Source organism: Methanothrix harundinacea 6Ac (assembly GCF_000235565.1).
GTDB classification, from domain to species: Archaea; Halobacteriota; Methanosarcinia; order Methanotrichales; family Methanotrichaceae; genus Methanocrinis; species Methanocrinis harundinaceus.
Map to the genome: position 1 here is coordinate 1,055,114 of NC_017527.1, position 13,113 is coordinate 1,068,226.

Annotated in this window: 11 protein-coding genes; 6 read left to right on the forward strand and 5 right to left on the reverse strand. The window is 60.0% G+C overall.

The window, feature by feature from the left end:
• Both hflX and MHAR_RS04965 read left to right on the forward strand, forming a co-directional pair.
• Positions 1–1,332: a GTPase HflX gene (gene hflX, locus MHAR_RS04960; RefSeq protein ID WP_014586521.1), complete on the forward strand. Its 1,332-nt coding sequence runs from the start codon at positions 1–3 to the stop codon at positions 1,330–1,332.
• 33 nt (positions 1,333–1,365) lie between these two features.
• Entirely contained in the window at positions 1,366–2,097 is a 732-nt protein-coding gene (locus MHAR_RS04965) for a UPF0280 family protein (protein ID WP_014586522.1), read from the forward strand.
• 59 nt (positions 2,098–2,156) lie between these two features.
• Here the strand turns inward: MHAR_RS04965 and MHAR_RS04970 are convergent, their stop codons facing one another.
• Both MHAR_RS04970 and MHAR_RS04975 read right to left on the reverse strand, forming a co-directional pair.
• Complete coding sequence (locus tag MHAR_RS04970; RefSeq protein WP_014586523.1) at positions 2,157–2,594, reverse strand: type II toxin-antitoxin system VapC family toxin; 438 nt, start codon at positions 2,592–2,594, stop codon at positions 2,157–2,159.
• A complete protein-coding gene (locus MHAR_RS04975) occupies positions 2,591–2,800 on the reverse strand; it encodes an antitoxin family protein (RefSeq protein WP_014586524.1) in 210 nt (69 codons plus the stop codon). Before MHAR_RS04975 ends, MHAR_RS04970 begins: the two co-directional genes overlap by 4 nt.
• A gap of 220 nt (positions 2,801–3,020) precedes the next feature.
• Between MHAR_RS04975 and MHAR_RS04980 the strand changes: the two genes are divergently transcribed.
• Complete coding sequence (locus MHAR_RS04980) at positions 3,021–3,350, forward strand: ribbon-helix-helix domain-containing protein (protein WP_143763289.1); 330 nt, start codon at positions 3,021–3,023, stop codon at positions 3,348–3,350.
• Positions 3,350–3,523: a hypothetical protein gene (locus tag MHAR_RS13660; RefSeq protein ID WP_014586526.1), complete on the forward strand. Its 174-nt coding sequence runs from the start codon at positions 3,350–3,352 to the stop codon at positions 3,521–3,523. Before MHAR_RS04980 ends, MHAR_RS13660 begins: the two co-directional genes overlap by 1 nt.
• 21 nt (positions 3,524–3,544) lie before the next feature.
• Here MHAR_RS13660 and MHAR_RS04985 read toward each other — a convergent pair whose 3' ends face one another.
• Both MHAR_RS04985 and MHAR_RS13910 read right to left on the reverse strand, forming a co-directional pair.
• Positions 3,545–4,744, reverse strand: a complete 1,200-nt coding sequence (locus tag MHAR_RS04985; RefSeq protein ID WP_014586527.1) for an McrC family protein — start codon at positions 4,742–4,744, stop codon at positions 3,545–3,547.
• A complete protein-coding gene (locus tag MHAR_RS13910) occupies positions 4,741–7,290 on the reverse strand; it encodes an McrB family protein (RefSeq protein ID WP_014586528.1) in 2,550 nt (849 codons plus the stop codon). Before MHAR_RS13910 ends, MHAR_RS04985 begins: the two co-directional genes overlap by 4 nt.
• Before the next feature lie 425 nt (positions 7,291–7,715).
• On the opposite strand from MHAR_RS13910, the gene MHAR_RS05000 reads away from it, so the two are divergent.
• Positions 7,716–10,517 (forward strand): cation-translocating P-type ATPase, encoded by a 2,802-nt coding sequence (locus MHAR_RS05000; RefSeq protein ID WP_014586529.1) that lies wholly within the window; start codon positions 7,716–7,718, stop codon positions 10,515–10,517.
• Between the two features lie 152 nt (positions 10,518–10,669).
• Complete coding sequence (locus MHAR_RS05005) at positions 10,670–11,650, forward strand: MBL fold metallo-hydrolase (protein ID WP_014586530.1); 981 nt, start codon at positions 10,670–10,672, stop codon at positions 11,648–11,650.
• A 79-nt stretch (positions 11,651–11,729) separates the two neighbouring features.
• On the opposite strand, the gene MHAR_RS05010 is transcribed toward MHAR_RS05005, so the two are convergent.
• Positions 11,730–12,992, reverse strand: a complete 1,263-nt coding sequence (locus tag MHAR_RS05010; RefSeq protein ID WP_014586531.1) for a tripartite tricarboxylate transporter permease — start codon at positions 12,990–12,992, stop codon at positions 11,730–11,732.
• Positions 12,993–13,113: the final 121 nt, after the last annotated feature.

A 13,113-nucleotide genomic window follows, 5' to 3' on the forward strand; every position in this document is an offset into this window, starting at 1 on the left:
ATGAGACGGGAGAAGACGGCGGTCCTCCTCTTCCGGGAGGACCCGAGGGAAGACCTCCGCCCGGAGGAGGTGACCGAGCTCCGGGGGCTCGCCGAGGCGGCGGGATACACCGTCCTCGCCGAGGTATTCCAGAGGAGGGGGAGGGACCGGAGGTTTCAGCTCGGGAGGGGGAAGGTCGTCGAGGCCGCCTCCCTCGGTCCTGATAAGCTGATCTTCAACGAGCCCCTCAGCCCCGGCCAGATCTTCAACATAGGAAAGGAGTTCGAGATTCCTCCCATGGACAGGTTCAACCTGATCCTGGAGATCTTCGCCTCCCGGGCCTCCACCCGGGAGGCGAAGCTCCAGGTGGAGCTCGCCCGCCTCTCCTATGAGGCCCCCTTCGTCCGGACGATCGAGTCCCTCAAGAAGCTGAGCGAGCGGCCCGGCTACCGGGGCTCGGGGAGCTACGACGTCTCGATGTACCGGGACATCAAGGGGAGGATGGCGAAGATCAGGGCCGAGCTGAGGGCGGTGGAGGAGACGGGCGTCCGCCGGCGGGAGCGGAGGAGGAAGCTCGGCTTCGATCTGGTGGCCCTGGCCGGCTACACCAACGCCGGAAAGAGCACCCTATTCAACCGCCTCGCCGAGGAGGCGGTGGCCGCCAAAGACCAGCCCTTCACCACCCTCTCGCCGACGACCCGGGCGGTGGCGGCGCGGGATCGGCGATTCCTCCTCACCGACACGGTGGGGTTCATCGACGACCTCCCCCTCTTCCTGATCAAGGCCTTCCGGTCCACCCTGGCGGAGATCGTCGAGGCGGACCTCGTCCTGCTGGTGGTGGACCTCTCCGATCCCCCCGAGGTTCTGAGGGAGAGGGTCGCCTCCTGCCACGGGGCCCTCTGGGACTGTGGCTGCTACGCACCCCTCGTCTCGGTCCTGAACAAGGTCGATCTGATAACCCCGGAGGAGGCCGAGGAGAGGTGCAGGCTCCTGGAGGACCTCGCCCCCACCCCCGTCCTCGTCTCCGCCCGGGAGGGGCTCGGCCTGGAGGCCCTCCTCGACGCCATCCTGGAGAAGCTCCCTCCCCTGGAGGAGTTCCTCGTCCGCCTCCCGGCGTCGGAGGCGGGGATGGGGCAGCTCTCCCGCCTCTACGAGGTGGCGGAGCCGCTGGAGGTGAGGTACGGGGAGGAGGTCGAGGTCCTCCTCCGGGGGAGGAGAGAGATCGTCGCCAAGGCCCTGAGGGGGGCGGAGAGGCCGGAGGCGGATCAGGATATGGACGATCGGTCCGGGGCGGCAACGGCGCCGGAGGCGCGGCCGCCGAAACCGGGAGATCCGCCCCCGGATGGGGAATGACGGGGATCGGCCCCTCGAAGGGATGATGGAGAGATGACCGATAAGACGGTCCTTCTGAGGGAGAGGTTCCAGCTGAAGGAGACGATCGTCACCATCACCTTCCAGGAGCGGTCCCACCTCGAGGCGGCGAAGGAGGAGATAGCGATCCAGCGAGCCCTCCTCGAGGAGTTCATCCGGGCCGACCCCTTCTTCCTCGTAACCCTGGAGCCCTACGACCTTTCGATCGGCGAGGCGCCCGAGATCGTCCGGGAGATGGCGAGGGCTGGCCGGGCCGTCGGGATCGGCCCCATGAGCGCCGTCGCCGGGACGATAGCGAGGTTCGCCCTGGGGGCGATGATGGAGGCGGGGGCGACCTACGCCATCGTCGACAACGGCGGGGACGTCGCCCTCATCGCCGACCGGCCCGTCCTGATGGGGATCTACGCCGGGCCATCCCCCCTGAAAGACCTAGCTTTCGAGATCGCCCCCCGGACGGAGCCGCTGGGGATCTGCACCAGCAGCGGGACCGTCGGCCCCTCCATCAGCTTCGGATCCGCCGACGCGGCCGTCGCCATCTCCGACGACGTCTCTCTCGCGGACGCCGCGGCAACGGCCCTCGGGAACGCCGTCGGATCGGCATCACAACTGGCCGACTCCTTCGGTGCGGTGGCGGTCCCGGGGGTGGCGGGGGCCCTGGTCATCCGGGGGGAGGAGATGGCTCTCTGGGGGGAGGTTCCGCCGCTCCGGCGGGCGAGCCTCCGGCCCGAGCTGATCACGAGGGCTTAAAATAGAAATCAAACGATGAGCTTTCTCGCGTGAACGTCCATCAAACGCTGATAATTGATCTACTTCGCGATGCGTTCTCGGACTTCTTCGAATTCGTCGAGGAGGTAGTATACTTCGACTCCGGACCTCCTGGCACTTTCAACCTGATGTTTATCGTTTGAGACGAGAAATGCTTCTTCAAGCTTTGCAGCAGCTACGTAAAAAGAATCGATCGCCCTTGATCCGGTCAGAACGGCAACACTATAGGCCATATCAAAAAGTTCCGATGCTTCGATGAAGTTAATGTTGGAGAAGATCTCCTCGGCCAGAGCTGTCGCCTCTTCCTTCGTGAGCCTTCTGACGAGCTGCCCGATCATCTCAATCTTGAATGCGTCAGGCTCGAAGATTGGAACGCCATCTTCCTCCATCAAGGTGAAGAGGCCGTCGGCGATGGCAGTCCTATCGGAGCGATAATCGAAGATCAGATCCAGGAAGACCGACGCATCGACGACGATCATCGTCTCTCCTCGACGAACTCTTTGAGCAGGTCCTCTTCGACCTTCTTCCTGTGCCTCCTGGCAGCCTCCAGGATCCCTCCCGGCTTTATCACCACGAAGGCCTCCGTTCCCTCCTTCAGCTTCACATCTCCCAGCGGTCTGAAGACACCTCCCTCATAGACGACCTCAATCTTCTTATCGGCCTTAGCGGTGTAGACTGCGCCCATCGTTCAGACCCCAGGTTATATGGGAAGTTGAAGGATATATAGCCCTCTCTTATTCATGTCGGATAGAGGTCGATCTCAATATTTTCTCTTCGTACGGCCCTGGGGTGGCAGTGGATCGACCACGGCGCAGTATCCGGAGCGCTTTCCTCCTCTCCAGGAGGGGCGATTCTTTCCCCGTCGCCAGAATCCTTTTAACATATTAAACCATAATCGACGCAATATGGCTGCAACAAAATCGAAGGGGCACGTTATGGGCTCGAAGATACCCGCCACCGAGTTTGAGCAGATCCAGCGATTGGTGGAGGCTGGGGTCTATCTAAATACATCCGATTTTGTGAGAGATGCAATAAGAGATAAGCTCGCATCCATCAAGGTGATCAAATATCGGGATGTGGATTACAATACCGCAAAGAAAGAGGTTTCTGGGTACTTCCAGTCCAGGGGTGAAGCTTACCCCTCCGACGCCAGCGAAGATCTGGAGCTGGACTACGACCTCGTCGCGGAGATCACCGAAGAGCTCCGACGGGAGGGGCGGCTGGAGGTCATCTGATGGAAGGCCGCGAGGTGGGAGACGCCATCAGAGGGGCGAGGATATATGCTGAGGCGAGGAAGATCAGCGATCCGGTCGTCATAGTAAAAACAGGGCGGCACAAGGCCCAGCGAGTCATCTTATCAGAGAAAGCCGTGGCGAGGGTCGAGAAGAAGCTCAGGTGGATTGCGTGACCGAAGGCGCAGGGCACCGGCTCACCGATCGCCGCCAGAAAGTAGATCTTGAAGAAACCTCTGACCTGCCTCTTCGAGATCGCCATCCAAGGAAAATCCCAGGCTCCGAACCCTAATTTTGCCGATCGTCACGTCCAAGTCTAGGGGCTTGGGATAGATCAGCACCGCCTCATCGCAGTCTTTGGCGGCTGCGTAGGTCACCACCTGGCTGATGTCGTCGTTTCCTGGATGGTCCGGGGCTTTGTATTTGGTGTCGAGGACGAAGAGCGCCTTCTGCGAGTCTCTATCGTAGACCACAAGATCGATGTCGAACCTGACCCTTCCCCCTCGGCCGATGACGACCTCCTCATGGGGTCTGACCACAAAATCCGGCGGCATCTTCGCTTTCAGCCATTCGGCGACGAAGAGCTCGTAGAGTCGGGCCATATCCACCAGGAAGGGGATCATCGTCCGGCCTCCGATCCGGTGAGAAGGTCCGCTCTGCTCCAAAAAGAAGCGGCATAGGGCGTGCATCGGTTGATAATCCTCGTTCAGGCGGCTGTAAAGCCGGCCAGCGCAATCCTGGGGGTCGCACGGAATCGGGGTTGTCAGGCCCCTAAGTGACTGATATGCCCTCCGGACCTGGGGGAGGGATCGCTCGGTGCAGACGCCGCTCTGGAGGATCCGCCGGAGGGTCCAGGCGAGGATCTGGTTATCTTCGACGTCGGAGGTGTGCTCCTCGTAGCAGCATTCTGGTTTCACCATCCATGGTTTCTGGCAGCTCTTCCGGACGTCGAAACGGCCGCGGACGTAGGGGATTCGATCTTTCCGGGGTTGATAAGATCTGAAGAAGCCCTTGCGACCCCGGTCGAGGACCCGCAGGGCGAAGAGCCTGGCCAGGGTCTCATAAAACTCCTCCAACGAATCGCAGTCGGTTAAGCCCTCGGGAAACTTGAGGCTCTCGAGCCGGTAGGCGTACTCCAGCATCCCAAATAAGTTTCTTATCTCCACTTTTGGCAGGAGGGCGATCTGAAACTCTGGAGTCAGGGGTATGTGACCTGCCCAGCCGTTTGCAGTCAGAGACCACTGGTTGCCGTTCTTGAAGGACGGCTCGTCTATCGAGATATGGTTCCCGTAGTTCTGCCATATCTTCATGCCAAGCTCTTCGGAGATCTCGGATTCGAGAAACCTTCGTGTCTCGTACTCCACCAGCTCGATCCGCTGAATTTCCCTGGAGTTCATGGCATGATCTCTCTTACGACTCTCTCCCAGCGGAAGTCATCGACCTTCTCGGGCCGGTCGAAGAAGTACTCGTCGAGGTAGGGCTCGATCTCCATCTTCCAGATGTCCTCGATCTCCTCGGCGAGTTTTTCCCGGAGGAAGAAGGATATCCCGACTTCGAAGTGGCTGTCGTTGATCTGAGTATTCAGTCGGCGCAAAACCCCGATCAGCCCCTCGATTGGAAAGTCCTTATTCCAACTTTGGTGATACTTGCGCAGCACCTCGTGATTGGGCAGGAGCCGGAGGAAGGCGAAGCGCCGCCGGAGGGCGTGATCCACCAATGCGATGGAACGGTCGGCGGTGTTCATCGTCCCGATGATGAGGACGTTCTCGGGGATCCTGAGCCTTCTGCCTCCGGCTAGGGGGATCGAACGGCTCCGGTATTCGAGGAGGTACATCAGCTCCCCGAAGACCTGGGAGAGGTTCGCCCGGTTGATCTCGTCGATGATCAGAACGCAGGTCCCATGCCGAGATTCGGCCCGCTCGCAGAACTCGAGGAACCGCCCTGGGACGATGGGGTACCTCAGGCCGCCGTCGTCGTCCGACTGGGGCCTTATCCCCTGGATGAAGTCCTCGTAGGCGTAGGCGGGATGAAACTGGACGAGGTCAGAGAAGCCATCTGTCCCGCCGATGAGGTGCTTTGCGAGATGCTCGGCGACGTAGGTCTTCCCCGTCCCCGGCGGGCCGTAGAGGACGGCCTGCCGTTTTCGTCTGATGGCGCGGACCCAGCGCTCTAAGGTTTCGAGATCGAAGCCGGTATCTTCGGCAAGTTTGTAAAGGGGATACTCAGAGGGTGGTGTCGGTCCCAAGAAATCGGGCCAATCGGTCTCAGGCTGAGATCGTCGAATTATATCAAGCCCCTCCGAATTTAGGCGAAATAGGTATCCCTGTTTTACACCACCATTGTTGTTCAGAGGGCCTTGATTTATATCGAGTTTCGAGAGCGATTGTGAGAATTTGTTCAATGGGATGGGGGGCTTTAGCTCATGATAATCGACTCGAACAAGGTTTCCTTCTTGCGGCCAATTTCCTCCGTTTATGGCGTGCGGATCGTTTGTCTTTCTTGCAGGTTCGATAACTCGGCTTGCATAACGCAAGTAGCCGTTGGCGTAATGAATTATGATGTCATCTTTGCAAACATCTGACAAGTTGTCCCAGTGATAAATAGAACGGCCTGTTTTGGACTTTATTGGCGCCCATATATAGCCGCCATTTAATTCTACGTCTAGCGTTGATCCCTGGTTGACCCACCAAATGTTCTTCGTCATAATCCCGGCGCTAAGTGAGCCCGCAAATAATTCTTGCCTTCTTTTCGAATCAAATACTGCTTGTGCAAATCGTTCTTGGTGTTTATTCCGCCATGGAGATCTTTTCCAGTCTTTGAATTTGTTCGCAATATAATTGAGCGCATCCTCGTAGGCATCAAAGATCTCGTCTCCAGAGGACATGGCCATTTCTATTGGTATCCGGTAATTTCGTATTTCTGGGTCATCCTCATCTTTGGCAAAGACGAATGATACAAAACTATCGTCCAAAATCGTCTGATTCGCTAATAGTGTTATAGTAACGCTATCCGAAGCGTGATCTTTTGAGCCATCGAATCCCAATACCAACCACGGACCAAAACTCAGATGCAGAGTTCTTCCACCAGATCTTATCGGGATTGTGATTGAAAAACGCTCATCATCGAGGCTCTCGATCCCCAGACGCTCAAGGGTAGTCTTAAACAGATCAAAAGCCCATTCTGCCTCAAGTTGGTTTCCGAATATCTTTTTACATATTTTAGCAAAGGGTTTTGAGTTCCCGTTGAGGCCGTCTCTTTTGATCGCCACCAACCAATGAGTGAACATATCGAAGAGATCATCTGATCTAATTCCTGAAATCCCAAAATCGCTAATGTCGTCTGAGACGTCATTAACCAGTGAACGTGCCGTCTCGTTGATCGAGGGGTAATCTGCCAAATTTGACGAGTAAGACGTGCCGGAAAAGTAGTTCACGACGCTCCTCGATTTGTTGTTGATCAAGATGAAATCTTCCGGCCTTAGGGCGTGAAGGATCGGCGTCAGAGTACCAGATTGGAACCCCTTGGAGTATGGCGAATCCGAGAACTCATCACATGCGGCCTTCAGCTCCTCGGGTCGATCGTAGCAGCGGCGGACAAAACGGAGGATCTCGTCTGCGACTTGAGGCCATGATTCTTGATCGGTCCATCCGGCGGATTCGAACTTCTTCCTCACGTCACCATTGAAGGCAGGGGCGATGGATATCCAATAGCCCCTCTCTCGATTGGGCTTTGAGCCTGCATAGGGGAGAAGCTTCATGAGGACTTCATCGGTTACATCCTCGCCCTGCCTTTCCGCTTCGAGGATCGTCTCAAAATTCCTGCGGCCTTCTTCTCTCTCCTCTTCGTAATGCCTGAGATGATCCTCGCCTTGAGGTGTGGGCGGATAGCTGTCTATGAATTCGCGAAATAGCTCAATGAACAAAGCCCTCTTCTCCGCCAGCACGTCAAATCTCCTCCACGTTTATATCTGAAATCAAGACCATAACCTCGAAGTACGACTTGCAGGACATGATGATGGCATCTGCGAAAAATGTTTTCCTGAATCCGACGGATTCAAGTCTTTCAAAGGCACGGGTGCGATAGCGGTCTATGGCGCATTTTGCCTTGACTGGAATCGATTCTGGGCAAATTTGGGGCCCTGACGACCTTTTTCTGATTTCTCAGTCATCCTTCCGGCTGGTAGATATTTAAATCATAAGAAACCAATAAAGCCCGGGGTCATATAGCAGACGATCACCACCGCTCTTCCGGGAGGGGATCTGCGGTCGAGGATCAGAGATGAAAAGAAGATGAAAAGAGATGGCCGCCTCCTCAGGATAGGGGGCGCATCCCACCCGGGGTTTATAGTCAGATCAGGAGAGGGCTCACATGGATATCGATGAAAAGAACCGCTGGTATTCTCTCAGCATTGAAGATGTCTTCGAGCGGCTGGGATCGGGGGAGGGGGGCCTCACCACCCCCGAGGCGACGAGGAGGCTCCAGGATCACGGCCCAAACGAGCTCGAAGAGGGGAAGGGGGCGACCTGGCCTGAGATCCTCATCTCCCAGATAAAAAACCCCATCATCATCGTCCTGGGGATAGCGGCAGTGATCTCCCTCCTCGCCGAGAAGAGGATAGACGCCGCCGTCATCTTCGCCGTCATCGTCCTCAACACCGCCCTGGGCTTCCTGAAGGAGTTCAAGGCCGAGGAGGCGATATCCGCCCTCATGTCCCACGCGGCCCCCGAGGCCGACGTCCTCCGGATCTTCGGCGGGGGCGGAGAGGGAGGAGAGGGAGGAGAGGGAGCCGGGGAAGGGTCCCGGGGGGAGAGCAGAAAGGTCAGGGTCAAGGCGAGGGAGATCGTCGTCGGCGACATAATCCTGGTGGAGGCGGGCTCGAAGGTCCCCGCCGACGCGCGGATAATCGAGGCCGCAAACCTCGAGATCGACGAGTCGATGCTCACCGGCGAGTCGGTCCCCGCGAAGAAGTGCGTCGACTCGGAGATCTGTCGCAACCCCCCGGCTATGGGGACCCTGTCGGAGATGGAGATCGACAACACCATCTTCGCGGGGACGATCGTCACCCGGGGGAGGGCGAAGGCCGTTGTCTTCGCGACGGGGATGGCGACGGATATGGGAAAGATCGCCGATATGCTGACCAAGACCAAGAAATCGGCGACGCCCTTGAAGAAGCGGACCCTGGACCTCGGCAGAAAGATCATGTTCCTCGCCATCCTCGCCGGCGGCCTCACCTTTGCCGTAGGGCTGTACCGGGGCTTTGATCTCATCGACGCCTTCCTCTTCACCCTGGCCATGACCGTCTCGGCGATCCCCGCCGCCCTTCCTGCGGCGATAACGGTGGCCCTGGCGGTGGGGGTCAGCCGGATGGCAAAGCGCCACGCCATCATGAGGAAGCTCGACGCCGTCGAGACCCTCGGCTCCGTCACCGCCATATGCACCGACAAGACGGGGACCCTCACCACCAACCAGATGACGGTCCAGAGGATCTACCTCCCGGACCGGATCGTCTCGGTGACCGGGGCAGGGTTCAAGCCCGAGGGGAGCTTCGAGGTCGAAGGCTCGGAGCTGGACCCGAAGGAGGACGGGAGCCTTGCGACCTTCCTGCGGATCGCAGCCCTCTGCAACGACTCCAGCCTCAGTTCCAAGGAGGGGGACGACGGCGAGCGGTGGGAGATCCAGGGGGACCCGACGGAAGGGGCCCTCGTCGTCGCCGCCGCCAAGGCGGGGCTCGCCAAAGAGGATCTGGAGGCGTCCTTCCCGAGGATCGACGAGATACCCTTCGATCCGGACAAAAGGTACATGGCCACGTTCAACGAGCGGGATGGCCGCGTCGAGGTCTGCCTGAAGGGGGCGCCGGAGACGGTCCTGGGGATCTCCTCGGCGATCGCCGTCGACGGCGAACCGAGAGATCTGACGGAGGCGGATAAGGAGAGGATCCTGGATATGAGCTCCCAGATGGCGGCCGACGCCCTGAGGGTCCTGGGGTTCGCCACCAAGACGATTGGGAAGGAGGAGGTGGCCGGTTTCAAAGAGGCCGGACCCTCCGGCCTGATCTTTTCGGGGCTCTCCGGAATGATGGACCCCCCCAGGCCCGAGGCGATAGAGGCGATCGCCCTGGCGAAGAAGGCGGGGATCAAGGTCGTCATGGCCACCGGAGACCACAAGATAACGGCGGAGGCGATCGCCCGGGAGATGGGGATCGTCGAAGGCGATTCGAGAGCTTTTGCCGGCTCCGACCTCGACGGTATGGACGATTCCGAGCTGGACGCGGCGATGGAGGATGCCGCCGTCTTCGCCCGGGTCTCCCCCGAGCATAAGCACAGGATCGTCGAGTCCCTGAGGCGGAAAGGGCACATCGTCGCCATGACCGGGGACGGCGTCAACGACGCTCCGGCCCTGAAGGTCGCCGAGATCGGGATCGCCATGGGGATCACGGGGACCGACGTCACCAAGGAGACGGCCGACATGATCCTCACCGACGACAACTTCCAGAGCATCGTCAACGCCGTCGAGGAGGGGCGGGTGATCTTCCAGAACATAAGGAAGGTCGTCCGGTATCTGATCAACACCAGCGCCGGGGAGGTCCTCGCCATAACGGCCTCCCTCCTCTTCCTCGCCTTGAACGTCCTCATCTTCACCCCCGTTCAGATCCTCTGGGTGAACCTGGTGACCGACGGGATCCTCGTCGTGAACCTCGCCATGGAGCCGAAGGAGAGGGACGTGATGGACCAGCCCCCCAGGGACCCCGCAGAGAAGATCATCAACCGGGATATCGTCCTAAATACCCTCTTCATCGCCCTCATCATGGCGGTGGGGACCCTCTTTGTATTCACCCGGGAGTGGAACAACGGAGACCTGATCCGGGCCCAGACGATGGGTTTCATCACCATGGCGATGTTCCAGGTCTTCAACGCCCTCAACTGCAGGTCCAGGACCCAGTCGGTCTTCAGCCTGGGGCTATTCAGCAACAGAAACCTGATGGTGGCGATATTCGCCTCCGTGGTGCTCCAGCTCCTGGCAACAGAGCTCTCCTTCTTCAACGCGGCCCTGGGGTCTGTCTCCCTCTCGCTGACGGACTGGATCACCATGGTGGCGGTCGCCGCCACCGTCCTCATCGGAGAGGAGATCAGAAAGATGGTGGCGAAGAGGAGGGCGGGGGGTCCGTCTTAGGCCCCCTCCCGTCCGGGGCTGGAAAGGCGGGGGAGACGTGGATCTGTAAGATCTCGGGGATCTATAGAAAAATATTTTTCCCTATGGCGACGGCATAGGGGGGTCAGCTATTTATCCTCTCCCCCCCTAAGCGCCCCTGACATGGAGGGAGTTTGACGGAAGATGGGATCTTCGGGGACCTGGGGATAACCCCCTTTCGGAGGCGTGTCAGCAGCGGTAGGCCCGCGCCGCACCTATCCCTCAGGTTCGACTCCCACCTCTTCTCGATAGACACCAGCCGCTCTCCGAAGGGCTCCGTCCAGCCCGACGCCTACCTCATAACCCACGCCCACAGCGACCACTACGGCAAGTCGGCGATGATCTCGCCGGAGGCGGTGGCGTCCCGGGAGACGGCCCGAGCCCTGGAGATCAGGCACGGCCGGAGGTACGAGGGGAGGACCTTTCCGGTCGGAGGAAGCATCCTCGTCGACGACCTGGAGGTTGTAACCTACTCCACCGGCCACACCATCGGCTCCGTCGCCTTCGGGTGGGAGACGGATCTGGGGGTTCGGGTTCTCGTCACCGGGGACGTCAAGAACTACGAGAACCTCCCCAAATGCGACCTCCTGGTGACGGAGGCGAACTACGGCGACCCCTGGGACCCTGCCTGCCGGTTCGAGGACGACATCGTCGGCTTCGGCGACGCCGTCGATGCCGGCTCCACCTTCGGAGCCTACGCCTTCGGCAAGGCCCAGAGGGCCGTATCCCTCATCCGGGCCCTCGGCTGCAAGGACCCCATCGGGATGGACGGAAAGAGCCTCGCCCTCACCCGGGAGCTCCTCCCCGGCTTCGGCCCCTTCTCGCCGGCGGAGGAGAACGGGACGGACCTGAACGTCGTAACCCCCTGGGAGCTCTCCACCATCAGGTCGAAGAGGAAGTACGTCCTCACCGGGAGGAGCGACCTCCCCTTCGCCCAGATCCGGATCAGCGATCATCTCGACTTCAAGGGGCTGATGAGGATGGTGGAGCGGATCTCCCCGAAGGCAGCCCTAGTTTACCACCCCGAGGGGAGGAGGGCGAACATGATGGCCCACCACCTCCGGGAGCTGGGGATGGCCTCGATCTCCGTCAGCGAGATCGAGGACTCTTTTTAGGCCGTCCCGAGGCGCAGGATCGCGGCTTTCATCAGACATCTAGAGAATGTGCCGGTTCATAGTCAGCTCCTTCGAGAGATCACAGGTAGTAAATCAAAAGCGGCACCATCAGAACCCCCATGGCGTGGGTCTTCCTCACCCCCGCGAAGGGGGCGACGAGGCCGACGACCGTCGAGACGAGGTAGATGAAGAGGCCGAAGGGGCCGGTGAAGGCGTAGGTGAGGGCGGTGAGGAGGGCGAGGATGGCGATGCAGAGCCTCCCGTAGTCGAGCCTTCTCACGACCTTCGCCGCCGCCCTCCCCGCCGCGAGGGTGGCGAGGTATGAGAGGATCGATACGAAGACCGCGACCGTCACCATGAAGAGGAGGAGCCTGCGGTCCAGCTCCACCAGCTCCTGGATGGCGACGGCGGCCCCGGACCGGGGCCGCCCCACCACCAGGAGCGCCACCATGGTGAGGAGGGCGTTCGCGGTGTTCACCCCCGATACGGAGACGAGAAACTCCCGGCCGGACCAGTCCGACCCGAACCTGGTGGCGACGGTCGCCACCGCGGGGGTCACCCCCGGAACCCAGGCCACCACCGACCCCGCGAGCCCCCCGAAGAAGGCGGCCTTGGTGATCGTCCTCGCCGGCATCCCAAACCCCGTCTCCCTCTGGTCGGGGACCTCCGCCCGGGATCCGAGGCTGATCAGGAGGATCGAGGCGCCGAAGAGCCCTCCCAGCAGGGGCATCAGGACCTCCGGCCGGAACCCCAGGGGCGACTGGGCGAGGTCCTGGTGGGCGAAGGCGAAGGTTCCGAGGAGGCCGCTCGTCAGGAAGAGGACGAGGGCGATGAGCTTGTACTTGAGGGGGGCGAGGGACCCCTGCCCCTCGATCACCTCTCCCCGCTCCGTCAGGATCGTGACGGCGGCTATCGCCAGGAGGACGAGGCCGACGTGGTCCATGAAGGTCTCGTAGAACCTGCCGAAGAGGAGGGATAGGGGGACGATCAGAAGCAGGGCCACCAGGATCGAGGAGGCGCTCCCGAGGGCCGAGAGGCGGATCGCCTCGATCCCCTTCCCCTCGAGCATCATCTCGTGGCCGGGAAGGACGGCCAGGGCGGTATCGGCGTCGGGAGCACCAATGAATATCGATGGCACTATGTCGAGGAAGGTGTGGGCGACGGACGCCGCCAGAATCGCCGTCGCGAGGTCGAGGGGTTCCAGCCCCAGGCTGAGGAAGGCGGGAGAGAGGGCCAGGAGAAGTGCTGCAAAGTTATTTGAATGAATGCCCGGGGTAAGGCCGCTGAAGATCCCGAATAGAAGGCCGAAAAAGACCGATGAGATGAGGATAATATCTACCATTTTATTAGGGAGTAGTTGCTGCCTGAATATAAAAAAGTTTCTGTTAAGCCCCGAAAGATGGCCCGATCGGCGGAGGGGCCGGGCCGCCGGGGTCGTGAAAACCCTTAAATACTCTTAATCA